24 protein-coding genes and 1 tRNA gene are annotated in these 25,493 nt (G+C 73.3%); 10 read left to right on the top strand and 15 right to left on the bottom strand.

Going from position 1 to position 25,493, the window contains the following annotated elements; translation table 11 throughout:
- Positions 1-19 precede the first annotated feature (19 nt).
- The gene (locus MUN78_RS01600) at positions 20-337 is read left to right on the top strand and encodes a helix-turn-helix domain-containing protein (protein WP_244692691.1); all 318 of its coding nucleotides are present in this window, start codon (positions 20-22) and stop codon (positions 335-337) included.
- A 73-nt stretch (positions 338-410) separates the two neighbouring features.
- Here the strand turns inward: MUN78_RS01600 and MUN78_RS01595 are convergent, their stop codons facing one another.
- From MUN78_RS01595 to dnaK, 7 genes are all read right to left on the bottom strand, one after another.
- The gene (locus tag MUN78_RS01595) at positions 411-1,139 is read right to left on the bottom strand and encodes a hypothetical protein (RefSeq protein WP_244728334.1); all 729 of its coding nucleotides are present in this window, start codon (positions 1,137-1,139) and stop codon (positions 411-413) included.
- The gene (locus tag MUN78_RS01590; RefSeq protein ID WP_244692689.1) at positions 1,136-1,468 is read right to left on the bottom strand and encodes a metalloregulator ArsR/SmtB family transcription factor; all 333 of its coding nucleotides are present in this window, start codon (positions 1,466-1,468) and stop codon (positions 1,136-1,138) included. Before MUN78_RS01590 ends, MUN78_RS01595 begins: the two co-directional genes overlap by 4 nt.
- A gap of 38 nt (positions 1,469-1,506) precedes the next feature.
- A complete protein-coding gene (locus MUN78_RS01585; RefSeq protein WP_429952294.1) occupies positions 1,507-2,754 on the bottom strand; it encodes a class I SAM-dependent methyltransferase in 1,248 nt (415 codons plus the stop codon).
- A complete protein-coding gene (locus tag MUN78_RS01580) occupies positions 2,751-3,173 on the bottom strand; it encodes a heat shock protein transcriptional repressor HspR (protein WP_244728333.1) in 423 nt (140 codons plus the stop codon). The genes MUN78_RS01585 and MUN78_RS01580 overlap by 4 nt, the downstream gene beginning before the upstream one ends.
- A 78-nt stretch (positions 3,174-3,251) precedes the next feature.
- Complete coding sequence (locus MUN78_RS01575; protein ID WP_244728331.1) at positions 3,252-4,211, bottom strand: DnaJ C-terminal domain-containing protein; 960 nt, start codon at positions 4,209-4,211, stop codon at positions 3,252-3,254.
- Positions 4,204-4,821 carry a nucleotide exchange factor GrpE gene (locus tag MUN78_RS01570; protein ID WP_244728329.1) on the bottom strand — a complete coding sequence of 206 codons (618 nt, stop codon included), beginning with the start codon at positions 4,819-4,821 and terminating at the stop codon, positions 4,204-4,206. Before MUN78_RS01570 ends, MUN78_RS01575 begins: the two co-directional genes overlap by 8 nt.
- A gap of 2 nt (positions 4,822-4,823) precedes the next feature.
- Entirely contained in the window at positions 4,824-6,686 is a 1,863-nt protein-coding gene (dnaK, locus tag MUN78_RS01565; RefSeq protein WP_244692685.1) for a molecular chaperone DnaK, read from the bottom strand.
- Positions 6,687-6,903: 217 nt separating this feature from the next.
- Here dnaK and MUN78_RS01560 point away from each other — a divergent pair, with 217 nt between their 5' ends.
- From MUN78_RS01560 to MUN78_RS01550, 3 genes are all read left to right on the top strand, one after another.
- Positions 6,904-8,256: an MFS transporter gene (locus MUN78_RS01560; protein WP_244728328.1), complete on the top strand. Its 1,353-nt coding sequence runs from the start codon at positions 6,904-6,906 to the stop codon at positions 8,254-8,256.
- Positions 8,253-9,626, top strand: a complete 1,374-nt coding sequence (locus MUN78_RS01555; RefSeq protein ID WP_244728326.1) for a hypothetical protein — start codon at positions 8,253-8,255, stop codon at positions 9,624-9,626. The genes MUN78_RS01560 and MUN78_RS01555 overlap by 4 nt, the downstream gene beginning before the upstream one ends.
- A gap of 74 nt (positions 9,627-9,700) precedes the next feature.
- Positions 9,701-10,981, top strand: coding sequence for an ATP-dependent DNA helicase (locus MUN78_RS01550; RefSeq protein ID WP_244692682.1), 1,281 nt, complete (start codon positions 9,701-9,703; stop codon positions 10,979-10,981).
- Between the two features lie 72 nt (positions 10,982-11,053).
- Here MUN78_RS01550 and MUN78_RS16725 read toward each other — a convergent pair whose 3' ends face one another.
- Complete coding sequence (locus tag MUN78_RS16725) at positions 11,054-12,136, bottom strand: biliverdin-producing heme oxygenase (protein WP_346730602.1); 1,083 nt, start codon at positions 12,134-12,136, stop codon at positions 11,054-11,056.
- A gap of 156 nt (positions 12,137-12,292) precedes the next feature.
- Between MUN78_RS16725 and MUN78_RS01535 the strand changes: the two genes are divergently transcribed.
- Positions 12,293-13,504, top strand: a complete 1,212-nt coding sequence (locus tag MUN78_RS01535) for a serine hydrolase domain-containing protein (protein ID WP_244728324.1) — start codon at positions 12,293-12,295, stop codon at positions 13,502-13,504.
- 149 nt (positions 13,505-13,653) lie between these two features.
- Positions 13,654-13,724 (top strand) — tRNA-Gly (locus tag MUN78_RS01530).
- A 504-nt stretch (positions 13,725-14,228) separates the two neighbouring features.
- On the opposite strand, the gene MUN78_RS01525 is transcribed toward MUN78_RS01530, so the two are convergent.
- Positions 14,229-14,780 carry a methylated-DNA--[protein]-cysteine S-methyltransferase gene (locus MUN78_RS01525; protein ID WP_244728322.1) on the bottom strand — a complete coding sequence of 184 codons (552 nt, stop codon included), beginning with the start codon at positions 14,778-14,780 and terminating at the stop codon, positions 14,229-14,231.
- On the bottom strand, positions 14,777-16,327 hold the full coding sequence (locus tag MUN78_RS01520; protein ID WP_244728320.1) for a DNA-3-methyladenine glycosylase 2 family protein: 1,551 nt from the start codon (positions 16,325-16,327) through the stop codon (positions 14,777-14,779). Before MUN78_RS01520 ends, MUN78_RS01525 begins: the two co-directional genes overlap by 4 nt.
- Before the next feature lie 102 nt (positions 16,328-16,429).
- Here MUN78_RS01520 and MUN78_RS01515 point away from each other — a divergent pair, with 102 nt between their 5' ends.
- The 3 genes from MUN78_RS01515 (at position 16,430) to solA (ending at position 19,677) form a co-directional block, all read left to right on the top strand.
- Positions 16,430-16,966: a TetR/AcrR family transcriptional regulator gene (locus tag MUN78_RS01515; RefSeq protein ID WP_244692593.1), complete on the top strand. Its 537-nt coding sequence runs from the start codon at positions 16,430-16,432 to the stop codon at positions 16,964-16,966.
- A 314-nt stretch (positions 16,967-17,280) separates the two neighbouring features.
- Positions 17,281-18,420, top strand: a complete 1,140-nt coding sequence (locus MUN78_RS01510; protein WP_244692592.1) for a tyramine oxidase subunit B — start codon at positions 17,281-17,283, stop codon at positions 18,418-18,420.
- Positions 18,421-18,492: 72 nt separating this feature from the next.
- A complete protein-coding gene (solA, locus tag MUN78_RS01505) occupies positions 18,493-19,677 on the top strand; it encodes an N-methyl-L-tryptophan oxidase (RefSeq protein WP_244728319.1) in 1,185 nt (394 codons plus the stop codon).
- 65 nt (positions 19,678-19,742) lie between these two features.
- Here the strand turns inward: solA and MUN78_RS01500 are convergent, their stop codons facing one another.
- Both MUN78_RS01500 and MUN78_RS01495 read right to left on the bottom strand, forming a co-directional pair.
- Positions 19,743-20,399 (bottom strand): TrmH family RNA methyltransferase, encoded by a 657-nt coding sequence (locus MUN78_RS01500; protein ID WP_244728317.1) that lies wholly within the window; start codon positions 20,397-20,399, stop codon positions 19,743-19,745.
- Positions 20,400-20,566: 167 nt separating this feature from the next.
- The gene (locus MUN78_RS01495; protein ID WP_244728316.1) at positions 20,567-21,526 is read right to left on the bottom strand and encodes an aldo/keto reductase; all 960 of its coding nucleotides are present in this window, start codon (positions 21,524-21,526) and stop codon (positions 20,567-20,569) included.
- 177 nt (positions 21,527-21,703) lie between these two features.
- On the opposite strand from MUN78_RS01495, the gene MUN78_RS01490 reads away from it, so the two are divergent.
- Positions 21,704-22,105: a DUF1801 domain-containing protein gene (locus MUN78_RS01490; protein ID WP_244728314.1), complete on the top strand. Its 402-nt coding sequence runs from the start codon at positions 21,704-21,706 to the stop codon at positions 22,103-22,105.
- A gap of 8 nt (positions 22,106-22,113) precedes the next feature.
- Here the strand turns inward: MUN78_RS01490 and MUN78_RS01485 are convergent, their stop codons facing one another.
- From MUN78_RS01485 to MUN78_RS01475, 3 genes are read right to left on the bottom strand one after another with little or no spacing between them, the layout of a single operon-like run.
- Positions 22,114-22,815 (bottom strand): ABC transporter ATP-binding protein, encoded by a 702-nt coding sequence (locus tag MUN78_RS01485; protein WP_244728312.1) that lies wholly within the window; start codon positions 22,813-22,815, stop codon positions 22,114-22,116.
- Positions 22,812-24,644: a branched-chain amino acid ABC transporter ATP-binding protein/permease gene (locus MUN78_RS01480; RefSeq protein WP_244728310.1), complete on the bottom strand. Its 1,833-nt coding sequence runs from the start codon at positions 24,642-24,644 to the stop codon at positions 22,812-22,814. The genes MUN78_RS01485 and MUN78_RS01480 overlap by 4 nt, the downstream gene beginning before the upstream one ends.
- Positions 24,631-25,491, bottom strand: a complete 861-nt coding sequence (locus MUN78_RS01475; protein WP_244728309.1) for an ABC transporter permease subunit — start codon at positions 25,489-25,491, stop codon at positions 24,631-24,633. The genes MUN78_RS01480 and MUN78_RS01475 overlap by 14 nt, the downstream gene beginning before the upstream one ends.
- Positions 25,492-25,493: the final 2 nt, after the last annotated feature.

The raw sequence follows: 25,493 nt of genomic DNA, 5'->3' as shown, positions 1-25,493 counted from the left end.
GGTCGATCACGCTGGAGGGGTGCCGAAGATCCACTCCGCCGCCGCCCGCGAGATCGGCGGACGCATCCGCGCGGTGCGCCAGGAGCTGGGCATCTCGCTGGAGGATCTCGGCGAGCTCTCGGAGATCAGCTGGACGAGCATCGGCAAGATCGAGCGCGGCGCGTCGAGCCCGACCGCCGAGACGCTCGTGCGGCTCGCCTCGGCGCTCGAGGTGGATCCCGGCATGTTCCTCTCCGGCATCTCGTCCGACGCCTACGGCCAGCGCGAGCGCCAGGTCTCGGTGCGGGATCTGATCCGCGCCCGCGGGGAGCAGCAGCGCGCACGCGAGCGCGGCTGAGCGGAACGGCGCCGCCGGCCCTGGCGGCTCCTCCCCGCCGGACTGTCGGCTCCTCCTCGTCTGCGCGGCGCCGTCAGGCGGCGACCCGGCGGAGGATCGGATCCGCGATGCGGCGCGACGGCGCGCAGAGGGTCTGGCCGAGCACGGCGAACGCGTCGTCGCGGTCGGCGAAGTATCCGTGGTCGGCGCGGACGAACCGCGAGAGGTCGTACGCGCCGCCCCCGCTGCGCCCGTCCCAGTCCACCGCGCACCGGCCGACGGCCTCGAAGAGGGTCTCCGCGCCGCGATTGGTGAACGATCCGCCGCCGCGGCATCCGATGGCGCCGAAGAGCTCCGATGCGGGGCGCCAGCCGTCGACGTCGAACTCGGGCCAGGCGAGCAGGACCCGGTCGGGCAGCGCGAAGCCGATGCGCGGGAAGCGCGGGTACCAGAACGCGCGGTCGATGAGCAGCGCCCGCACCCGGGTGGCGGTGCCGAGGGCGCGGGCGGCGCTCTCGAGGATCGCGAGGCGCTGGCTGCACGACCCGAAGCCGCGCGCGAGCGTGCGGGACGCCGGGGTGTCCTCGGCGAGGGCGTACACCGCGCGGACCTCGTCGCGGATGACGGCGTGCGCGGCCTCCAGGATCGCGAGCGGCCGCTCGGACGCCGCGTCCCGCCGCGCGCGCTCGACGAGGCGGCGGATCCCCGCGGAGCCGTGGTCGAGGATCGGCGTGGCGGCGAGCGAGCCGGGCTCGTCCGCCCCACCGCCGGCACGGGTCGCGGTGCGCCGGTACCACGGGGTCAGGAGCGCGGTGACGCTCATGCGTCGCGCTCCGCGGCGTCGCGGCGACCGCTCCCGCGCGTCTGCCTGAGCACGATCTGCTCGGGGCAGACGGCGGAGAGGAAGTCGCCGACCGAGAGCGCGAGCCGCTCCCCCACGAGGGAGTAGAGGATCCGGTTCCCCTCGCGCCGCTCCGTCACGAGGCCGGCCTGCCTGAGCACGGCCAGGTGCCGGGAGATCGTGGGTCCCGTGGCCCGGAAGGCCGCGGCGATCTCGCCGGCGGCGCGCTCGCCCGCCTTGAGGTCCTGCAGGATCTGCCGCCTGGTCGGGTGCGCCAGCGCCCCGAAGACGTCGCTCATCGTGTCTGCCATGAAAGCAATATAGCACTATTGCTACAGAGCGAAGCGATTCAGCGGCGGCGGGCGGCGAGCACGGTGAAGGTGCGGTCCCGGTCGATCTGCCTGGCGGGGCCGATCTCGCGCTCCACGAGCGGGCGGTAGGCGAGAGGCGAGTTGAAGACGAGCCGCAGCTCGCCGCCGGGCGCGAGCACCCGGGCGCAGGAGCGGATGAGGCGGTGCGCGACTCCCGCGTGGACCGTCGCGCCCGTGTGGAACGGCGGGTTCAGCAGGATCAGCTCGGCCCACCCCTCGGGCACCGCCTCGAGCGCGTCGGCGCGATGGATCTCGATGCGCTCGGCGACGCCCGCGGCCTCTGCCGTGCACCGGGTGGCGGCCACGGCCGCGCTCGACTGGTCCGTGGCGATGACGCGGGCCTCGGGCCGCGCGAGCGCCGCCGAGACCGCGAGCACGCCGGTGCCGCAGCCGAGATCGACGATGCGGCGCGCCCCGGGCGCCGCATCGTCGAGGCCGGCGAGCAGCAGGCGGCTGCCGCGATCGAGCGTCGGCCCGCCGAAGGTCGCGCCGAAGGCCGCGACCCGGAACGACAGCGCAGGATCGCTCCCCCAGCGCGGCGCGGGCCCGGCCCCGCCGCTCGAGGCCGGGCCGTTCTTCGAGCCGTCGCCGTTCGCAACGGGGGCGCTCGCCGTGAGCACGCGCGCCTTGCGCCGGGCGAGCCCGGCGCGCACCAGCGCGAAGGAGCGCGCGAGCACCTGGTTCTGGGCGAGCGTCATGTGCTTCACCCTGCCGCCCGCGAGCACGCGCACGTCGGGCGCGGCGCAGCGCGCGATCGCCTCGGCGATCTCGGCGAGGGCGTCGAGCCCGCGCGGCAGCCGGAGCAGCACGAGGCGGGCGCCGCCGAGGAGCGCCGCGTCGAGCGCCCCGTGCGACGCGGGGGCGTCGATCCCGAGCCTCGCCGCGTTCGCGTGCAGCGCGCGCTCGCCGAGCAGGGGGTCCTGGTAGACGCGGATCCCGTGCAGCCCGAGCACCGACGCGGCGCCGAGCGCGAGCGCCCCGTGGTGATCGCCGATCACGACGAGCTCGCCGGCTCCGATCGGCGTCCCGGCGTCCGCGATCTCCTGGGCGAGCGTCAGGAGCAGCAGCTCGTCGGCCGCGTCGAACGCCTGGAGCTCGGGGGCGTCGAAGTCGGGGGCGCGCGACAGCGCCGCGAAGAGCGTCCGCAGCCGCTCCCGCAGCGCGTCGGACTCGGAGCGGCCGACGGTGCGCGGCGGAGTCTCGGCGGGCCGGCCCTCCGACCTCACGGCTGCCAGACCACGACGTCGGCGCTGCGCTTGACGCGCGCGCCGCGCCGGAGCGTCACCACCTCGCCGCCGGCCGCGCCCGCCGCGAAGACGCGGCGCTCCGGTCGCTGCAGGCGCTCCTCCGTGAGGGCCCGCTCGAGCTCGCGCACCCGCCCCTCGAGATCGCGCACGCGATCCTCGAGCTCGAGCACGCGCCTGATCCCCTCGAGGCTCAGCCCCTCCCCCGACAGTCTGGCGACCTCGCGCAGCCGCGCGACGTCGTGCAGCGAGTACCTCCGGGTGTTGCCCCGGGTGCGCTGCGGAGACACCAGTCCGATCCGGTCGTACTGCCGCAGCGTCTGCGGGTGCATCTGCGCGAGCTCCGCGGCGGCCGCGATCGCGAAGACCGGGGTGAAGCGGTCCATCTGCGGAAGCGCCATCTCTGCACCTGCTTTCGGTTCGTCGTGAGGGAGGTCCGGTACCGGGCGCTCCCCGGATGAGTCCGGGGAGCGCCCGGCCTAGCCGCGGGCCCGGGAGAGGAGATCCGCGCGCGGATTCTCCTGGGGCTCGACCTCGCGGAAGGCCTCGAGCGCCTCCTTCGCGGCGTCGGAGAGGTGCGACGGCACGACGATCTGCACCTCGGCCAGCAGATCGCCGGTGCCCTTGGAGCTCGACACCCCGCGGCCCTTCACCCGGAGCACCCGGCCGCTCGGAGTGCCCGGCTGCACCTTCAGCTTGACGGGCGCGCCGCCGAGCGTCGGCACCTCGACCGTCGCGCCGAGCGCGGCCTCCGAAAAGGTGACCGGGAGCTTCAGCCTGAGGTGCTGCCCGTCCCGCTCGAAGACGGGATGCTTGCGCACGCTCACCGTGAGGATGATGTCGCCGGCCGGTCCGCCGTTCGGGCTCGGTTCGCCCTTGCCGCGCACCTTGATCTTCTGGCCGTCGGAGACGCCCGCGGGGATCTTCACCTTCACGGCGCCCGAGGAGGCCTGCAGCGTCACGGTCTTGCCCTGCACGGCGGTCTCGAAGTCGAGGGTCGTGGTGGCCTGGATGTCCCGCCCGGGCTGCGGGCCGCGGGGCGCGCCGCCGCCGAACATGCCGCCGAAGATGTCCTCGAAGCCGGCGCCTCCGCCCTGCTGGTAGCTGTACTGGCCGCGGCCGCCCGCGCCGCCGAACATGCCGCCGAAGACGTCCTCGAAGCCCTGGCCTCCGCCGCCGCCCGCCGTGAAGCGGGCGCCGCCGGCGCCCATCGCGCGGATCTGGTCGTACTCGGCGCGCTGCTCCGCGTCGGAGAGCACCGAGTACGCCTCGCTGACCTCCTTGAACTTCGCCTCGGCCACCGCGTCACCCGGGTTGGAGTCCGGGTGGTACTTCCGCGCGAGCTTGCGGTAGGTCTTCTTCAGACCGGCGTCGTCGACGTCCTTGGAGACGCCGAGGATGCGGTAGAAGTCCTTCTCGAGCCAATCCTGACTAGCCATCTGCCCCCACCGCCACCGCTACCTTGGCGGGGCGCAGCTCGACATCGCCGATGCGGTACCCCCGCTCGATCACGTCCAGCACCGTGTGCTGCTCGGTGCCGGGCACGGGCACCTGCGCAATGGCCTCGTGCAGCTGCGGGTCGAAGGGGTCGCCCTTCTCCCCGAAGCTCGAGAGCCCGAGGCGCTCCATCGACGCGCGCAGCTTCTGCGCGATCGTCGCGAAGGCGCTGCCCTCGGCGAGATCGCCGTGCTGCTCGGCGCGGTCGAGGTCGTCGAGCACCGAGAGCAGCGGCGTCACGGCGGCCGCGATCGCGCGCTGCTTCTCGAGCGCCGCGTTGGCCTCGGTCCGCTTGCGGTAGTTCGCGTACTCGGCCGTGAGGCGGCGCAGATCCTCGAGGTACTGGGACTCGGGATCGGCGTCCTCGGACCCTTCGGCCTCCGCCGCATCGGCGTTCTGCTCCGCGCTCAGGATGTCGTCGACGGTGAGCTCGGCGTCCGCCTCACCCGGCTCCTGCGGCACGGGGCCGGAGGCATTCGCCTCCGACCCCGCAGCAGGAACTTCGTCGCCGCTCGGCTCCTCGCCCGGCGTGCGCTGTTCCTCGTTCGTCATCGTTACTTCTGCTCCCCCGGCTTGTCGGACTCATCGTCCTCGACGACCTCGGCGTCCACCACGTCGTCGTCGTTCGACGCGTCCGCGGCGCCGTCGGCGGGCGCCTCGGCCTGGGCGGCGGCGTAGATCGCCTCGCCGAGCTTGCCCTGGCTCTCGCCGAGCTTGTCGGCGGCCGTCTTGACGGCGGCCTCGTCCTCGCCCGCGAGCGCCTGCTTCAGCGCGTCGAGATCGCCCTGCACCTCGGTCTTGACGTCCTCGGGCAGCTTGTCCTCGTTCTCCGAGATGAGCTTCTCGACCGAGTAGGCGAGCTGCTCGGCGTTGTTGCGGACCTCGGCCGCCTCGCGGCGCTGCTTGTCCTCGGCGGCGTGCTCCTCGGCCTCGCGCACCATGCGCTCGATGTCCTCCTTGGAGAGCGTCGAACCGCCGGAGATGGTGATGGTCTGCTCCTTGCCGGTGCCCTTGTCCTTCGCGGAGACCTGCACGATGCCGTTGGCGTCGATGTCGAAGGTGACCTCGATCTGCGGGATGCCGCGCGGCGCCGGCGCGATACCGGTGAGCTCGAAGGTGCCGAGGTTCTTGTTGTCGCGGGTGAACTCGCGCTCGCCCTGGAAGACCTGGATGGCGACCGAGGGCTGGTTGTCCTCCGCCGTCGTGAACGTCTCCGAGCGCTTCGTCGGGATGGCGGTGTTGCGCTCGATGAGCTTCGTCATGATGCCGCCCTTGGTCTCGATGCCGAGGGAGAGCGGGGTGACGTCGATGAGGAGGACGTCCTTGCGCTCGCCCTTCAGCACGCCGGCCTGGAGCGCGGCGCCCACGGCCACGACCTCGTCGGGGTTGACGCCCTTGTTGGGCTCCTTGCCGCCGGTGAGGGTCTTCACGAGCTCGGTCACGGCCGGCATGCGGGTCGAGCCGCCGACGAGCACCACATGGGCGATGTCGGAGACCTTGACGCCCGCCTCCGCGATCACGTCCTGGAACGGCTTGCGCGTGCGCTCGAGCAGATCCTTCGTGAGCTCCTCGAACTTGGCGCGCGACAGCGTCTCGTCGAGGTTCGCCGGGCCGTTCTCGGTGAGCGAGAGGTAGGGCAGCTGGATCTGGGTGCTCATCGAGTTCGAGAGCTCCTTCTTCGCCTGCTCCGCGGCCTCCTTGAGGCGCTGCAGGGCGATCTTGTCCTTCGCGACGTCGACGCCGGTCGAGGACTTGAACTGCTGGATCAGCCACTCGACGACGCGCTGATCCCAGTCGTCGCCGCCGAGACGGTTGTCGCCCGCGGTCGCGCGCACCTGGATCGTCGAGAAGTCCTCGTCCTTGCCCACCTCGAGGAGGGAGACGTCGAAGGTGCCGCCGCCGAGGTCGAAGACGAGGATGAGCTCGTCCTCCTTGCCCTTGTCGAGGCCGTAGGCGAGCGCCGCCGCGGTGGGCTCGTTGATGATGCGGAGCACGTTGAGGCCCGCGATCTCGCCGGCCTCCTTGGTGGCCTGGCGCTCGGCGTCGTTGAAGTAGGCGGGCACGGTGATGACCGCGTCGGTGACCTTGTCGCCGAGGTAGGTCTCCGCGTCGCGCTTGAGCTTCATGAGCGTGCGCGCGCTGATCTCCTGCGCCGTGTAGCGCTTGCCGTCGATCTCGTCGGTCTTCCAGTCGGTGCCCATATGGCGCTTGACCGAGGCGATCGTGCGGTCGACGTTGGTGACGGCCTGGCGCTTCGCGGTCTCGCCGACGAGCACCTCGCCGTCCTTGGTGAATGCGACGATCGAGGGGGTCGTGCGGAAGCCCTCGGCGTTCGCGATGACGGTGGGCTCGCCGCCCTCCAGCACGGACACCACCGAGTTGGTGGTGCCCAGATCGATACCGACTGCACGCGACATACGTTCTCCTTGCGTCTTCGTTCCGCCGGGGCCGCGCGGTGCGGCGCCGGGAGCCTGCGCTCGCGCCCATCCGGATCGGGGACCCCGCTCCGGATCGACATTGAGCCTGATGCACTCAAGTTTAGCCGCCTACCGCGCGGCGTCAAGTCGTCGCGAGTGAACTTGAGTCGAATACACTCAACTCTCAGAATTCACTCGCCTCGGATACAGTGACCCCATGAGCGAGAACCCGTCGCCGGCCCCCGCCGCGCCGACCGCCGCGTCCGCGGCCGCCCCCGCAGTGCGGAAGCGGACCGTGCTCGCCTGGTCGCTGTGGGACTGGGGCTCCGCGTCGTTCAACGCGGTGGTCACCACCTTCGTCTTCAGCGTCTACATCACCAGCGCCCCCTTCGGGCCGGAGGAGCGGGTCTCGGCCGAGCTCGGCGTGGCCCTCCTCGTGGCCGGGGTCGTCGTCGCGCTGTTCGCGCCCGTCATCGGCCGGCTCACCGATCAAGCCGGCCGGCGCAAGACCTGGCTCGGGATCAACACCGCCATCGTCGTGGTCTGCACCCTGCTCATGGTGCTCGTCGCCCCCGACGAGCAGTTCCTGATCTTCGGCCTCGTGCTGCTCGCCATCGGCAATGTGGCCTTCGAGTTCGCGAGCGTCAGCTACAACGCGATGCTCGGGCAGATCGCCCACAACGGCAACGTCGGCAAGATCTCCGGGATCGGCTGGGGCATGGGCTACCTCGGGGGCATCGTGCTCCTCGCGATCCTGCTCGTCGGATTCATCTTCCCGGAGGTCGGCTGGTTCGGCGTCACCGCGGAGGGCTCGTGGAACGTGCGCATCGCGATGCTCGTCTCGGCGGCCTGGTTCGCGGTCTTCGCGATCCCGGTCTTCCTCGCCGTCCCCGAGATCGACGCGCGGGCGCACCCCGCGAGCGGCGGCCGGTGGTTCGTCTCGGCGTACGCCGACGTCTTCCGCAGCATCGCCGGCCTCTGGCGCGATGCCAGGCAGACGCTGCACTTCCTCGTCGCGAGCGCCGTGTTCCGAGACGGCCTCGCCGGCGTCTTCACCTTCGGCGGCGTCATCGCCGCGCGCAGCTTCGGTTTCGACAGCACCACGGTGATCGTCTTCGCGATCGCCGCGAACGTCGTCGCGGGCCTCGCCACGATCCTCGTCGGCTTCTTCGAGGATCGGCTCGGGGCCAAGCGGGTCATGATCTGGTCGATTCTGCTCATGGTGGTCTGCGCCATGCTCGTCTTCGCACTGCACGACGCCGGCGCCTGGGTGTTCTGGGCCTTCGGCCTGCTCCTGTGCATCTTCGTCGGCCCCGTGCAGTCCGCGAGCCGCTCCTTCCTCGCCCGCCTCATCCCCGCCGGGCGCGAGGGCGAGATCTTCGGCCTGTACGCGACGACGGGGCGCGCCGTCTCCTTCCTCGCCCCCGCCGGCTTCACGATCGCGATCGCGATCGGCGGAGCCACGATCTTCGGCATCATCGGCATCGGCGTCGTGCTCCTCATCGGGCTCCTGCTCCTGCTGCCGATGCGCGCGGGGGGCTCGCGACCCCGCCGGGAGGCAGCGGCATGACCTCGCGATCCGGCCGGCGCCGCCTGCGCGGGTTCGCGGGTCTCGTCGCCGTGGCGCTGCTCACGGGATGCGCCGCCGGTCCCGGATCGGGCGGCGAAGATCTGAACTCCGACGAGGCGATCGCGGCGCTCGGCGAGACGATGCACCCGAGCGGAGATCCCGGCGCGTGGTTCTGGGATGCGTACGCGAACGGCCTCGCGGGCGCCTACTCGACCTCCGACGACGTCTGCGGCATCGGTCGGGAGCTCCCCCCGGACCTCGAATCCGACGACGTGCCCGGCGACATCGTCGTCGAGGCGCGCGAATCGCCCGGGTCCCCCCGCGTCGTCGGGCGCAGCCTCTCCGGCGGAGCGGTCATGTGGGAGGTGCCGGGGAGTTGCCGGGAGGGGGCGGTCGTCGGCGACACCGTCGTGGTCTCCGGATTCGGCGGCGCGAACGCGCGGGGCTCGACCCTGGTGAGCACCCGGACGGGCCGCGCCATCATGCAGCTGCCGCGCCCCGACGATTCGGCGCAGCCGGGCGACGCGGTGCCCATCCGCTGGGGCGCCGCGGAGGACGGGATCCTCGATCCCGCCGCTCCCCGGCTCTACGCGGTGGGATCGGACACGATCATGAGCGTCTCCCCGCCCGACCCCGGCGCGGCGGAGCTCGAGGCCGCGGACCCGGGCGCCGATCCGGGCCTCCCGACGGGCACGCTGAACTGGGCGACCGCGATCGGCGCCGAACCCGAGGCCGTGCCGCTCGGCGACGGCATGATCGGGGTCACGCACCGCCTGAACGACCGGATCCAGATCCTCGACGGCACGAGCGGGGAGATCGCCGTCGACACCGCGGTCGAGGACGTGCACGCGCTGACCTGGCTGAGCGACGGCTACATGCTCCGCGAGAACGAATCGGACCCGGCGTACGCCTTCTACGATCTCGACGGCGCCGAGGTCGAGCGCACGGTCGGCGACTCGCAGTACGGCTTCGCGCCGGGGCCCGGACAGGGCATCACCTACACGATCGCCGACCAGCTCGCGGGCGGCACGACGGTCGGGGTCGACGCCGCGGGCCGGCCGGCCCTCATCGAGGACGACGACCGGAAGAACCGGCTCCGCGGCGCGACCGTCGGCGAGCGGGACCTCCCCGACAGCATCATCGGCCTGCGGAGCGTGAGCCGCGACGGCTCGCTGCTGCTGTTCTCCGGGGAGTCGGGGGCCGAGCCGCCCCTGCCCGGGGTGGAGAGCGGCCGCGCCGTCGTCATCGATCAGCGCGGGGAGCGCGTGATCGAATGGCCGCTCGCGGAGCAGGGCGTCTCCGTCGTGGCGGGATACCTCCTCGCCCGCGACGGCGCCTCGACGCACGTGCTGCTCCCGCGGCGGCCGTAGCGGGATCCTGCGGCCGCGTGCGGCACCCCGGCGCCGCTCCGCCCGCGACCCCCGCTCGCGGATAGGCTATCCGGGTGGCCCGTCCTCCCCTCAGCCCCGAGCAGCTCGCCGTCTACGAGCGCATCGAGCACACCCGCGAGCACATCTTCGTCACGGGCCGGGCGGGCACCGGCAAGTCGACGATCCTGAACCATCTCTCCTGGAACACGAGCAAGATCATCGCGGTCTGCGCCCCGACCGGTGTCGCCGCGCTCAACGTCGGCGGGCAGACCATCCACTCCCTGCTGCGGCTGCCGACGGGCATCATCGCGGACCACGATCTCGATCAGCCCGCCGAGCTCAAGAAGATGCTCGCCGCCATCGACACCCTCGTGATCGACGAGATCTCGATGGTCTCCGCCGACCTCATGGACGCTATCGACCGATCCCTCCGCATCGCGCGCGGCAAGAAGCACGATCCGTTCGGCGGGGCCCAGGTCATCATGTTCGGCGACCCCTACCAGCTGCCGCCCGTGCCGCCGCGGGATCCGCACGAGCGCGCCTACTTCGCCGACACCTACCGATCGCTCTGGTTCTTCGACGCGCAGGTGTGGGCGACCACGCCGCTCTCCGTCATCGAGCTCGTCGAGGTGCATCGGCAGCGCGACGACCGATTCAAGCAGATCCTCGGAGCCGTGCGGCACGGGGTGGTGGCGGAGGATCAGGCCGCCGAGCTCAACGCGGCCGGCGCGCGGCCCGCGCCGAAGGACGTGATCACGCTCGCGACGACGAACGCGACCGTGAACCGCATCAACGCGCAGCGCCTCGCCGAGATCCGCGGCACCGCGCTCAAGGCGGTCGCCGAGATCAACGGCGAGTTCCGGGAGAACACCTATCCCGCCGACGAGGTCCTCGAGCTCAAGCCGGGCGCGCAGGTCATGTTCCTCCGCAACGATCCGGACGGGCGCTGGGTCAACGGCACCATCGGCACGGTCTCCCGCGTGGACGGCACCGTGTGGGTGGAGATCGGCGCGGGCTCCGACGCCGAGGAGTTCGAGGTCGAGCCGACCGTGTGGGAGCGATACCGCTACCGCTACGACGCGGAGACCAAGAAGCTCGAGAAAGAGGTCGTCGCGGAGTTCGAGCAGTTCCCGCTCCGCCTCGCCTGGGCCGTGACCGTGCACAAGTCCCAGGGGCACACCTACGACGCGGCCATCGTCGACCTGGGCCCGCGGGCGTTCAGCGCGGGGCAGACGTACGTCGCACTGAGCCGGGTGCGCTCGCTCGACGGACTCTACCTGCAGCGGCCGCTGCAGCCGCGCGACGTCATCGTGGACCCGAACGTCGTGCGCTTCATGCACGGCCGCGAGCAGTAGCGGGTCCGTTCGCGCGCCGCATGCGCGCAACCCCGCGGCCCTGAGCGGGTCGCGGGGTTCCATCGCGCGGGATCAGGCGGCCGCGGCCTTCGCCGCCTTCGCCTTGCCGAGATCCACGAAGACGGCCGTGTTGAAGCCGTAGGCCGTGCGCACCTCGTCGAGCATGCGCTGCCGCTCGGACTCGTCGAGCGTCGCGCCGAAGGCGTCGAGCGCGGCGCGGTACGCGTTCTTGAAGTCGGTCGGGGCGCCGAGGCCAGCGAAGTCGTAGAAGGCGATGCCCTCCGCGGAGAGGCCGTGCTGCCGCGCGACGCGCTTGGCGATCATCTGGCCGCCGGAGAGGTCGCCGAGGTAGCGGGTGTAGTGGTGGGCGACGATCCCCGCGATCCACCCCTCCGCGGCGATCTCGCGGATCCGCGCCGCGTAGTCGGCCGTCGCAGGCACCGGCGCGATCCGCTCGCGCCAGTCCGCCCCGATCAGCGCCGCGAGGTCCGCCTCGAGCGCGGGCATGCGCACGATCCCGGCGGGGTGGAAGGCCGCGGTCGCCGGGTCGGCGGCGAGCTGCATGGCCGCCTCCTCCAGCGCCTCGTACATGAAGTAGTGCTGCGCGACGAGGTCGATGTAGTCCTGGCGGGAGCCGATCCCGCGCATGATGTCCTCCATGAACGTCGCGCCCTCGCTGTCCGAGTGGTCCGACCAGGAGCCCTCGCGGAGGGTGACGGAGAACGGCTTCTCACCGGTCTCCTCGATCTCACCGGCGTGACGCGGGCCGCCGTGCGGGTGGCCGCCGTGCGGGTGGCCGCCGTGCGGGTGGCCGCCGTGCGGGTGGCCGCCGCCCTGCGGGGCCGATGCCGGGGCGTGCTCCTCGCGGGCGGGCACGCCGAGGCGCTCGCAGGCCGTCTTGTAGAGCGCGACGACCTCGCGGCGGATCTCGGGGCGCTCGGAGATCGCTCCGCCCGGCCAGGCGACCTCGAGCTCGTGCTCGCCGTCCGCGTCGGCGACGAGCCAGACGCCGGCCTCGCCCGTCACGCCGACCATCCGGCTCGAGTGGGCGGCGGGGGACCCGAAAGCCCGCGCGATCAGGAGGTTGTCCTCCGGGTGGTCGCCGTTCATATGGCCGGTCACGCCGGCGATCACGTCATCAGTAAAGATCGTCACCCCGACAGTCTAGTAAGGATATCCTCACTTCGCCCGCCCAAAGCCGGTCTTCTCAGTCGCACGCACTAGACTCTCCGGTGTTCTGTGCCCTGTTCCCGTGGAGATTGGCGGTCGAGTTTGATTCCGAGGATTGCGCATCGCACCCGCATCGCAGGCGTGGCGCTCGTCGCGGCGGCCGCGATCGGTCTGACGGCGTGCTCCGGCGGCGGGGTGCTCTCATCGGGCGGCGATGTGAACACGGTCGACGGGGCGCTGTCGAGCAGCATCGACGACGCGATCGCCTCGGCGATGCAGCAGAGCGGCTCCACCGAGGCCGTGGTCGGCGTGTGGTCGGCCGACGGGGAGTACGTCACGGGCTACGGCGACGGCATCGACGGCTCGGCGCGCATCCGCGGGGCCCAGGCGACCCAGCCCGTCATGTGCGCGCTGCTGCTCGACCTCGTCGAGGAGGGGCGCCTCGATCTCGACCGCGAGATCACGGAGGACCTCACCAGGCAGTCGGGCGTCGATGGCGTCACCTACCGCCAGCTGTGCGACATGACCTCGGGGATCCGCGACTTCAAGGGCGCCTACACCGACATCTTCGCGAACAACCCCTCGCGCCCGTGGCCCGAGCAGGAGCTCATCGCGCAGGGGCTCTCCGATGGCCCCTTCCGCTGGCGCGGCCTCAACATGCACCAGTCGGACACCAACGCCGTGCTCCTCGCCCGGGTGCTCAAGGTCGAGACCGCGACCGACATCTCCTCGCTGCTGCGCAATCGCATCTTCAGCCCCGCGGGCATGGGCTCGAGCTACTACCCCGACATGTCGACGACCACCGTGAGCGGCACGACGCTGAACGGGCTCACCTACCCCTCCAGCGGCGGCGCACCAGTCTGCGACGTCGAGCCGGTGGCGGTCGCCGAGGTGTCGCCGTCGATGCTCGGCGGCGCCGGGGCCACGGTGACGACGGTGACCGACCTCAAGAACTTCTACACGGCGTACCTCGACGGCGCCTTCGGCGGGGAGGACGCCTCGGTCGTGACGACGGGGATCCCCACCAAGAACCCGGATCGGGACCAGGACGGCAACCCCACGACGGAGCCCGACACCGCCGGTCGGCAGTGGACCTTCGGCATGGAGAAGGTCGGCCCCCTCTACGGGCGCACCGGCTCGATCACGGGCACCCTGACGGCCGCCTATCACGATCCCGAGTCCGGCTACACGGTCGTCGTCGCGCTGAACAACTCCTCGGCGGGCGCCGGCTTCGCGAAGTCGCTCGCCTTCGAGATCGCCGCGATCTCCGCCGAGGCCGGCTCGGGCCCCGAGCTCGCGTGGACCGCGGAGGATCAGCGCGGGGCGCTCGCCAAGGCGGCCGTCTGCCAGTAGCCCCCGCGTCCCCGATCCGGCTCTCGCCGCCCCGGTCGCCGGCTGCGCTCCGCCCGTCCGCGCCCCCGCTCGCGGCTCCCGCCGGGCGGGGAGGATCGGGGCCGGCGATCTGCTAGGGTGGTCGAGTCGGGATCGCAGGATCCCACCCCGGGGATGTAGTTCAATGGTAGAACTTCAGCTTCCCAAGCTGACAGCGCGGGTTCGATTCCCGTCATCCCCTCCGACCAGGCCCTTCCCGAGAGATCGGGGAGGGCCTGATGCATTTCCCGGGCCTGCCGGGCTCTGCGCCCGCTCCACTGCGCGCCCGTTCCCCGAGGCCCGATCGGGCATCGCCCCGACCAGGGAACGCCCCGACCGGGGATCGCCGCGACCGGGCATCGCCGAACCGAGGATCGCCGCGACCCGGGTATCGCCGCAATCCCGCCGGCTTCGCCCGGCCCGGCGTCGCCACCGATCCCGCGCCTCCGCTCGGCCCCGCGTCGCCACCGATCCCGCGCCTCGGGCTCCCCTCGGAAGTGACGCATTGCGGCCCGATACGGCTCGGCGAACCCCGAACGCGTCATTTCCGCGCGGCATCGGAAGCTGCGGGCGCCGGCGGACGCCCGGCCTCGATCGGCGTCGCGATACGGCCGGCACGGTCTGCACGGCACGGTCTGCACGGCTCGCTCGGCGCGCCGGCACCGGCCGTCCGGCGGCAGGGCGCGGACCGCGGCGCCCCGGCGCGTCAGGCGATCGCGCCCTCGTGGCGCAGCAGTCGCTCCTTGATCTCGACGCCGAAGAGATACCCGCCGAGACCGCCGTCCCTGCGGACGATGCGGTGGCAGGGCACGACGAGCGCGACGAGGTTCGTCGCGCAGCCCGATGCGGCCGCGCGCACCGCGGAGGGCCGCCCGGCGCGTGCCGCGAGTTCGGTGTAGGTCACGGCCTCGCCCGCGGCGACGCCGCGCAGCGCCCGCCACACCTCGCCGCGGAAGGGGGTCTCCGGCTGCGCGACGGCGAGCCGATCGATGGCGTCCAGCTCGCCCGCCGCGTACGCCTCGAGCGACGCGGCGATGCCGAAGCGGTCCTCCCCCGACGACGCATCGGCGACGCCGCGCGCGCTCGTCGCCGGATCGAGTCGCGCGAGGCGCTCCTCGAGCCCGATCGCCCCGGGGTCGTCGGCGGTCGCGAACCCGGCGGCGCGGATCGCGCCGTCCTCGGGGGTCCAGAGCGCATGGAAGGGGTGCCCGGCGATGGTGACGACGGTGCGCCGGAGCGGTGCGGGTGCTGCGGTCATGGGGTGTCCTGCTTTCCGGCCGCGAGGAAGTCGGCCCAGAGGTGTTGGGTGGCGTAGCCGCGGAACGGTCGCCAGGATTCGGCGAGGCGCGCGGCCTCGCGGAGCGGCGGCGAGCCGAGGGCCCGCCGGAGGATGAGGTCGCCCGCGGGGAACGCGTCGGGGTCGCCGAGGGCGCGGAGCGCCACGAGCTCCACCGTCCACGGGCCGATGCCGCGGATCCCGGCGAGCTCCTCGCGCACCGCGGCGCGGTCGGCGCCGCCGTCGAGCGCGAGCCCGCCGGCGAGCGACGCGGCCAGCGCGCGCAGCGTCTCCGCCCGCGCCGCCGTCAGCCCGAGCGCGGCGCGCAGCTCCTCCGCGGGCATCGCGAGGATCCGCGCGGCCGAGGGGCGCGCCAGGAATCCGGGATCGACCACGACGGCCCCGGGATCGGCGAAGCGCTCGGCGAGCCGGCCCTGCAGCGTGCGCGCCGCAGCGAGGGAGACCTGCTGACCCAGCACCGTGCCGAAGGCGAACTCCTCGGGGTCGCGCGCGCCGGGAAGCCGGAGACCGGGTCTGCGGGCGACGAGCGGGCCGAGGATCGGATCCCCCGCGAAGGCGTCCGCGATCTGCGCGGGATCGGCGTCGAGATCGAGGAGGCGGCGCACGGTCTGGATGGCGGGCATGGCATCGGCGAGGGTCGGGAGGGTGAGGGCGACCGGGATCCCGATCGTCCGCCCGCGCGACGCGGCGCGATCGGGCGCCGCGTCGTCCGCGCCCGTCAGTCGCGGCCAGTCGATCCGCGCGACGGCCGTGCCGCCCGGCGTGTCGATGGCGTGCGCCGTGACGCCGTCGGCCTCGATGCGGTCGCGCCCGGGGACGGCGTGGGCGGCGAGATGATGCCGGATCGCGACGGCGTCGAAGGGCGCCCGCGTGCGCAGGCGCAGCGCCAGCGTGGGGAACTCGTCCGATGTCGGGCCCGCCGTCGGCGGTCCCTCCGGCCGCGCGCGGCGCCGCATCGCGGACGGCGCGATCCCGAACTCCTCCCGCATCGTGTCGCCGAACTGGCGGACGCTGCCGAACCCGGCAGCGAACGCGACGTCGACGATCGGCAGAGCCGTCTCCTCGATGAGGGCGCGCGCGGCGTGGGCGCGGCGCGTCCGAGCGAGCTGCAGGGGACCGGCGCCGATCTCCTCCACGAGCATGCGGCGCAGGTGGCGCTCGCTCACGGCGAGCTCCGATGCGAGGCCGGGCACGCCGACCGCATCGACGGCCCCGTCGCGGATCCGGCGCACCGCCCGTGCCACGAGATCGCCCCGGGCGTCCCAGTCCCGGGTGCCGGGCACGGCCTCGGGACGGCAGCGCTTGCACGCGCGGAAGCCCGCCGCGACGCACGCCGCCGCACTCGGGAAGAAGCGGCAGTTCTCGGGCCGCGGCTTGCGCGCCGGGCACGACGGCCGGCAGTAGACGCCGGTGCTCGTGACCCCGAGGTAGACGCGCCCGTCCCACCGGGCGTCCCGGCCGGAGGCCGCGCGGTAGCAGGCGTCGAAATCGAGTGCGGGGAGGTTCACGCCTCCATTCTCCCGCCGGACCGCGGACCGCGCACGCGGGAATCGGACATCGCGGTGGACGGCGCGGACGGCGCGCCGCCGGGAAGCCGATACGCTCATGGGATGAAGGACGCGAACGGACGCACGGCCCTGCTGCGCGCGACCGTCGCCGTCGTGGCGGACGGCGGCCTGCGCGCGCTGACGTACCGCGCCGTGGCCGCGGAGGCGGGGGTGTCGCACGGGCTCGTACGGCACCACTTCGGCACGCGGGATCAGCTCGTGGCCGAGGCGATGGAGTTCGCCATCGACGAGAGCCTCGCCGGCTCGAATATGCTCGGCGGCGCGCTCACCGCGGAGACCTTCGCCGCCGGCATCGAGTCCCTCTCCGCGCGCGATACCGCGAGCCAGGCGTTCCAGTACGAGCTGCTGCTCGAATCGCGGAGGCGACCCGAGCTGCGGGCGCTCGCCGAGCACCACTACCGCGCCTACCGCGAGGCGATCGTGCGGCGCCTCGACGCGCTCGGGGTGCGCGACCCCGAGCTCGCGGAGCTCATCTGGTTCGCGCTCGACGGCATCGTCTTCAAACAGCTCGTCGCTCCCGAGGGCGTCGACGCTGCGCTGCGGCTCATCCGGCGCCTCATCGCCGACGCCCAGGACTGAAGCGCGAAGATTCCGTCGGCGATGCGGCTTCGGTGAGCCCGAATCGGGCGCATCGGGCTCACCGAAGCCGCATCGCCGACGGAGCGTGCGGGCGTCCGCACGCCCGCACGCTCACGCACCCGCACGCACCTGCACCCGCACGCTCGCACGCCCACGCCCACGCCCACGCACCCGCACCCGCACGCACCCGCACCCGCACCCGATCTTGACTATCCAAATGGATAGTCCTAGGCTGTTGCCACCGCAGCCGGCGACCGCCGGGCCGCCGCGATCCCGAACACCGCAGTCGGGACCGACCGAAGGGACACACCGCCGTGACGACCTCCCCCGCAGATCCCCGGATCGATTTCCTCTACCTCAACGAAGCCGACATGATCCGCGCCGGCGTCACCGACATGGCGGCGTGCGTGGACACCATGACTGACATGCTCGGGCTCTTCGCGGCCGGCGACTACCGGATGGCGGGCACCGAGAACAACTCGCACGGCGCGCAGGTGTTCTTCCCGGCCGAGGAGACGTTCCCGGGCATGCCCGTCGACGGTCCGGATCGCCGGTTCATGGCCATGCCGGCCTACCTCGGCGGCGACTACCAGACGGCCGGCTGCAAGTGGTACGGCTCGAACGTGGCCAACAAGCAACGGGGGCTCCCCCGGTCCATCCTCATGTTCACCCTCAACGACAAGGACACGGGCGCCCCGCTCGCCTACATGTCGGCGAACCTCCTGAGCGCCTACCGCACCGGGGCGATCCCCGGCGTCGGCGCCCGATCCCTCGCCCGCGAGGACGCCAGGGTCGTCGGGATCGTCGGCCCGGGTCCGATGAACCGCACCTCGCTCGAGTCGTTCCTCGCCGTGCGTCCCGGCATCGACACCGTGAAGGTCGCCGGGCGCAGCCAGGCCGGCGTCGACGCCTTCCTCGCGTGGGCGGGCGAGCGGTTCCCCGGGCTGCGCGTCACCCAGGTCGCCGATATGGAGGCGGCCGTGCGCGACTCCGACATCGTCAGCATCGCCGTGCCGAGCGATATGGGCTCCGAGCACTACCCGCGCGTGCGCGACGCCTGGGTGAAGCCCGGCGCCTTCATCTGCTGCTCGGCCCATCTCGCCGTCGACGAGGAGCTGGTACTGCGCTCCCGGCACGTCGCCGACGCCCGCAAGATCTACCAGGCCTGGGCGGAGGAGCTGCCCGAGCCCGCGCACGAGGTCGTCGGCATCTGGGGCATCCACCTCGTGGATCGGGTGCGCGACGGCCGCATGCGCCCCGAGCAGTTCGAAGACATGGGCGAGATCATCAACGGGCTCACCCCCGGCCGCACCGACGACGACGAGATCTTCATCTATTCCGTCGGCGGCATGCCGGTGGAGGACGTCGCCTGGGCCACCCGGGTCTACCGCAATGCGCTCCGCGACGGCATCGGCACGAAGCTCAACCTGTGGGAGACCCCGGCCCTCGCCTGAGCCGCCGCCCGCTCGCCCGTGCTCCGCCGCTCGTCCCGCCGCCCTCCCCGCCCGCACATCGAAGAAGGAACCATGGATCTCCAACGCAGCAACGTCGTCGTCATCGGAGCCGGAACGGTGGGCTCGATGGCCCTCTGGCAGCTGAGCAAGCGCCCCGGGCTCACCGTGGTGGGCATCGAGCAGTACGGCCGCGTGCACTCCCACGCCTCCTACGCCGGCGAGTCGCGGGTGTTCCGCACCGCGGTGCACGAGGGCGGCACGTACGTGCGCATGATCCAGCGCTCGCGCGATCTGTGGCGTGAGCTGGAGCGGGAGTCGGGCCGCGACATCTACGCGGAGGTGGGCTGCCTGAGCATCGCGCCCGAGGGCTTCCCCGACTTCGAGACCGCGCTCGGCACCGTGCGCGAGTTCGATCTGCCGCACCGCACGCTGAGCACGGAGGAGCTGCGGGCGGAGTTCCCGCAGCACCGCATCCACGACGGCGACGTCGGGCTGCTCGACGCGCACGGCGGCGGGCTCCGCCCGGAGGTCGCCGTGATGAGCGCGCTCGACCTCGCCGAGGCGAACGGCGCCGAACTGCACTTCAACACGGCCGTCATCGACATCGAGGAGCGCGCGAACGGCGTGGTCGTGCGCACCACGCAGGGCGCCTGGCTCGCCGACTCGGTGGTCATCGCGTCGGGATCCTGGTCGACCCGGCTCTCTCCCGAGCTGAACGACCTGCTCCGCCTGCAGGTGCTCGGGCTCACCTGGTTCATGCCGAAACGGCCGGATCTGTTCGCGCCCGAGCAGTTCCCGGCGTTCCTGCGCGACGCGGGATCGGTCCACTTCTTCGGCGCGCCGAGCTTCGACGGCTACGCATTCAAGGCCTGCACAAACCCCGAGTGGCCGGTGTACCGCGACGTCGCGGAGGTGCCGACGGCGCACACGCGCGAGGAGCTGATCCGGATCGGCCAGCGCGCCGCCGAGCTCTTCGAGGGCATCAACCCCGAGCCGGTGCGCGAGAGCGTGCACCACTGCGCGTACACGCCGGATCGACTGCCCGTGGTCGACCGCAGCGCGAGCGGCCGGGTCGTCACCGTGGCGGGGCTGTCCGGGCACGGCTTCAAGTTCTCGCCGCAGCTGGGCGAGTGGGCGGCGGGCCTCGCCGCGGGCGACGATCTCGACGCGATCTCGGGGTGGGATCCGCGCTTCGCGCTCCCCGCGCATCTCGAGCGGCTCGCGGTCTCCGGACCGTACACCGGCGGCGGGCACTGAGCCCGGCAGGCGCTGAGCCCGGCAGGCGCTGAGCCCGGCAGGGCGGTTCCGGCTGCCCTCCCCGCTCAGCGCGGGCGGAGCGGCGAGTGCTGCTGCACCCAGCTGTGCATCGCGACGGCGGCCGCCGCCGAGGCGTTGATGGAGCGCGTCGATCCGTACTGCGTGATCTCGACGACGGCCTCGGCGGCGGCGATCGCCTCGGCGGTGAGTCCCGGCCCCTCCTGGCCGAACAGCATCACGCAGCGCTCGGGCCACGCGAACGTCTCCATCGGTACGCAGCCGGGCACGTTGTCGATCGCGATGATGGGGATCTCCTCGCGCCGCGCCCAGGCGGTGAGCGCGACGACGTCCTCACGGTGCTCGACGTGCTGGTAGCGGTCGGTCACCATGGCGCCGCGCTTGTTCCAGCGGCGACGGCCCACAATGTGCACGGTGTCGGCCGCGAAGGCGTTGGCGCTGCGCACGATGGAGCCGATGTTCATGTCGTGCTGCCAGTTCTCGATGGCGACGTGGAAGGGATGCCGGTGCGCGTCGAGGTCGGCGACGATCGCGTCCATCCGCCAGTAGCGGTAGCGGTCGATCACGTTGCGGGTGTCGCCGTGCTCGAGGAGCTCGGGGTCGTAGCACTCCTCGTCCGGCCAGGCGTCGCGGCCGCCGGGCCAGGGCCCCACGCCCGCCGTGGTGCGCTCGGGGTGGGGCTCGGCCGGCTGCGTCTCGCTCACCCGTCAATCCTGCCACGACGGCGCATCGAGCGACGACGCGGGCCGCGCGCGGACGGGCCGTCGCGGCGGGAGCGGCGGGGGCGGTGGGAGCGGCAGGAGCGGCGGGAGCGGCGGGAAGGACCGCTAGACGGGTCGCCCTGCCCCGGGGGTGCGGAGCGACCGCAGGGCTACGCCGAGGCCGCGCCGAGCGCAGCGAGCTCGGCGGCGCTCAGCTCGAGATCGACCGAGGCGAGCAGCGCCGGCAGCTGCGCCGTCGTGCGTGCGCTCGCGATCGGCGCCGCGACCACCGGCTGCTGCCGCAGCCAGGCGAGGGCGACCGTCGCGACCTCGGTGCCGTGCGCCGCGGCGGCGGCGTCGAGTGCCGCGAGCACGCGCCGTCCTCGCGCGTCGAGGTACTCGGCCGCGCCGGCGGCGCGATCGCTGGCCCCCGGCGCGGTCGCGTCGGCGGCGTCGCGGTACTTCCCCGCGAGGAAGCCCTTCGCGAGGGAGTAGTAGGGGAAGACCGCAAGGCCCTCGCGCTCGGCGACCTCGCGCAGCCCGTTCGTCTCGAAGTCGCGCTCGACGAGATTGTAGTGGGGCTGCAGCGCCACGGGCAGGTGGTAGCCGCCCGCCCGCGCGATCCCGATCCACTCGGCGACCCGCTCCGCCGTGTAGTTCGAGACGCCGATCGCGCGCGCCTTGCCCGCGTCCACGAGCGCCGAGAATGCGGCGACCGTCTCCTCCAGCGGGGTCTCGGCGTCGTCGTAGTGCGCGTAGTAGAGGTCGATGCGGTCGGTGCCGAGGCGCGCGAGCGACGCGTCGGCGGCCGCGCGCACGTTGTCGGCGGCGAGTCCGGAGAACTCCGGGTGCGTGGAGACCTTCGTGGCGATCACGACGTCGTCGCGACCCCCGCGCGCCGCCAGCCACTGCCCGATGATCGTCTCGGACTCGCCGCCGGTGTTCCCCGGCACCCAGTGCGAGTAGCCGTCCGCGGTGTCGATGAAGTCGCCGCCGCCGGCGAGGAACGCGTCGAGCACCTCGAAGGAGCCCTCCCGGTCCGCGGTCCAGCCGAAGACGTTGCCGCCGAGCGCGAGCGGGACGATCTCGAGTTCGGAGCTGCCGATGCGGACGGGTGCGTGCTGTGCCATGAGGGCTCCAATCGAGGAACGGACGTGCTTCCGACGCTAGCACCGAGCCGGCCCGGTGCGGGCGTCGATGACGGAGCGCGACAGGGGCGCTCGCACGCCCTACGCTGGAGGCATCCGGCGGACGCGCGTGCGGCCGCCTCGAGGCCAGGAGGTCGCATGTCCGCGCAGGAGCCAGCCATGTCCCCGTCGGATCTCCCGGTCGCCGCGGTGCTCGACCGCGCGACGGGAGCCCGGCGCGCGGAGGCCGAGGAGCTCCTCGCCCTGCACGCCGAGCTCACGGGCGAGCAGCCCGTCGTCTGGGCCGGCCGCATCATCGGCTTCGGCGAGACCGACTATCGCACGCCGGGCGGCCGCGAGGGGCGCATGCCGCTGCTCGCCTTCGCCCCCGGTCCGGCGAAGCACACGCTCTACCTTGTCGAGGGGTTCGCGGAGCGCTGGCCCGAGCTCCTCGAACGCCTCGGCACGCATCGCGCGAGCAAGGTCTGCCTGTACCTCACCCGGCTGACGGGCGTGGATCGGGATGCGCTCCGCGAGCTCCTCGTGCGCTGCCTCGCGGCGGCGCAGCAGCCGGAGGGGTGAGCGCGGCGTCACTCACCGCCGCGCAGGTAGGGCGAGAGCAGCGAGGCGCGATCGCGCAGCACTTCGGCGCAGGGCGCCGTGCGCACGATGCGGCCGCGCTGCATGACGTGCGCCGTCGTGCCGACGCGGAGCGCGGTCTCCACGAACTGCTCGACGAGCAGGATCCCGGCACCGTCGCGCGCGAGCGCGACGAGGGCGTCGACGAGCACTCGCACCACGCCGGGTCCGAGGCCGAGGGAGAGCTCGTCGACGAGGAGGAAGCGCGGCCGCGTCGCGAGCGCCCGGGCGACGAGCAGCATCTGCTGCTCGCCACCGGAGAGGAGCCCGGCGCGCACGTCGCGTTTCGCCGCCAGCCGCGGAAACACGGCCGCGGCTCGCGCGAACGCGCCGGGCGAGCCGTCGGCGACCGCGAGGTTCTCGGCGACCGTGAGCCGCGCGAACACGGTGCGCTGCTGTTCGACGTAGGCGACGCCGCGCGCGGCGCGGCGGTGCACGGGAAGCGCGTCGATCCGGCGGCCGTCGAGCACGACGCGCCCGCCGGCGAGGGGCAGCACCCCGGCGACGCCGTCGAGCAGCGTGGACTTCCCCGCCCCGTTCGCCCCGAGGAGCACCGTGATCTCGCCCGCGGGCACGGTGATCGAGACATCCCGGCAGATCTCGAGCCCGCCGCGGCGGACGGATGCCGTCTCGATCCGCAGCGCGCCGCTCACGCTTCACCCCCGAGGTAGCCCGCGATGACGCGGGGTTCGGCGAGCGCGCGGTCGACCGCGCCGTGCGCGATGACACGGCCGTCATCGAGCACGGTCGCCCGGGAGACGGCGGCGCGCACGAACCCCATGTCGTGCTCGATGAGGAGCACCGCGCAGTCGAAGACCTCGGGGATCCGCCGCACCCGCTCCGCGAGCCCCGCCCGCTCCGCCTCCCCGAGTCCGGCGGCCGGCTCATCCAGGAGCACCGCGCGCGGGGCCGCCACGAGCGCGCCGGCGATCTCGAGCACGCGGCGCGAACCGGCGTCCAGGAGCCGCACCGGCACGTCCGCCCCGGGCAGGCCGAGGAAGCGGACGGCGACGCGGATCCGCTCCGCGCGTTCCGGGCCCGCGTCCGGACGGCCGGCGGCCGCGAGCCGCAGGAAGCCGCCGACCGTGGCGCCGTCGACCGGGCGAGCATGCTGGAAGGTGCGCCGCACGCCGCGCACCGCCCGTTCCCTCGCCGGCAGGGCATCGAACCCGGAGACGCCGTCGAGCGCCACGGTGCCGCCGACCTCGGGCAGGAAGCCGGTGACCGCATCGACGAACGTGGACTTGCCCGCCCCGTTCGGCCCGACGAGCGCGTGCACCTCGCCGGCCATGAGACTCAGCGACACCTCGTCGAGCGCCGTCACCCCGCCGTAGCGGACCGTGAGCCCGGCGACGGCGAGCCGCGGTGGAACCCCGGAGGCCGCACCCGTCTCCGCCGCAGGCGCGGACACCGCCGGCGCGGACACCGCGGGCACGGAGACCGTCGGCGTGGGCACCGGCGGCACGGGCACCGCGGGCGCGCAGGGCGGTCCGGGCGACGCCGCCGCGTCGTCCGGTGCCGTCGGCCCCAGCGCCACCTGGAGCCGTGCCCGCGCGAACGCCCGATCCTGGAGGGCCGCGCGCAGCTGCTCGGCCAGTCCGCCCCGGCCGCGGCGCAGCACGTCGAAGGCGCCGACGGCCAGGAGCGCGTTCCCCACGTCGAGGGGGATGCCGGCGCGCCGCAGCAGCTCGGGGAGGAAGACCGAGAACGCTCCGGCGAGCACGGCGCCCCCGAAGAGGCTCGCTCCGCACAGCACCGCGGTGACGAGCTGCATCATCGAGGTCAGCGGGGTGAAGACGCTCGTGGTGAGCAGCCCGAACTGCCCCGCCAGCAGGCCGCCGCCGAGGCCCGCGATGCACGCCCCGGTCGCGAAGCCGAGCGCCTTCACCCGGGCGACGCGCACGCCGAGGGCCGCGGCGGCCCGCTCCCCCGAACGCACCGCGCCCCAGGCGAGGCCGACGCGGCTGCGACCGAGCGCCCCGAGCGCGAGCTGCACGAGCACGAGCGCGGTCCACGCGAGCGCGAAGAAGCCGCGGGGCTCCGCGAAGGGGCCGTGCGGGATCACCGGCGTGCCCGTCCCGACGCCGGGGAAGCCGCCCTGGCGCAGCACGAGATCGAGCGCTGCGGCGAAGCCGAGGGTCACGATGGCGAACTCGACGCCGCGGATGCGGGCGGTCGCGAGGCCGATCGCGAGGCCGGCGGGCGCCGCCGCGGCCCCGCCCGCGAGCACGAGGAGCGGAAAGGGCGCCGCGGGCCAGGCGAGGGCCAGGGCGGAGACGGTCCAGCCGCCGATCGCCGCGAAAGACATCTGGCACAGGGTGATGAGACCGAGCCGCCCGGTGACGAGCCCGATGCTCCGGGCGATGATCCCCGTGACGGCGACGCTCGCGAGCAGGTACACCCAGTAGACGGGCAGCAGCCATCCGAGCACCGGCAGGGCGACCGCGAGGAGCGCCCAGCCGCCGAGTTCAACGGACCGCATCCCACACCTCCCGCCGCCGCATCCAGACGAGCGCGACGATGACGACGACGAAGGGCAGGGCGCCGCGGTAGTCGGCGAGCCACGGGACGCGCGCACCCGCGCCCTCGATCGCGCCGATGCCGAGACCGGCGGCGGCGGCGAGCCACACGTTCGAGAGCGCGCCGACGAGCGCCGCGGCGAGCGCGGGCACCACGAGGAGCGCCATCGATTCGAAGGTGGGGTTGCGCGTCGGCGCCACGAAGAGGAGCGCGAGGGCGGACAGGGCGCCCGCCGCGGCCCAGACGCCGACCGACAGGGCGCGCGCGTTCACGCCGAGCAGCTGGGCGCTCGTGGGGCGCTCCGCGACGGCCTGCAGACGGATGCCAACGCGCGTGCGCCGGAGCAGGAGGGTGAGCCCGGCGGCGAGCGCGAGGGTCGCCGCGAGCGCGAGCAGCGTCGTGAGCGACACCCGCACGCCCGCGAGGGGGAAGGAGACGTCGGGGACGAGGCTCGGCATCACCCGCGGCGCGTCGCCGAAAAGGCGGTAGCCGGCGGTGAGGATCACGACGAGCAGCACGACCGTGACGACCGCGCCGACGACGGGGCCGGCCTCGCCGAACCAGCGGGCCATCACCCAGCCGGCGACGGCGGCGATGGCGGCGGAGACGGCGATCCCCGCGAGCGCGGCGAGCGGGAGCGAGAGCCCCGTCCCCGCGAGCGCGTAGACCGTGTACGCCCCGAAGCCGCCGATCGCCGCCTGCCCGAGGTTGAGCACCCCGACGAGCCGGAAGAGCACGACGAGGCACACCGCGAGGATCGCGTACGCGGAGCCGGTCACGAGGCCGGAGACGATCAGCCCGTCGAGCATGG

This window comes from Leucobacter allii (genome assembly GCF_022919155.1).
Taxonomy (GTDB): Bacteria; Actinomycetota; Actinomycetes; order Actinomycetales; family Microbacteriaceae; genus Leucobacter; species Leucobacter allii.
This window is presented reverse-complemented; position numbering and strand designations above follow the sequence as displayed.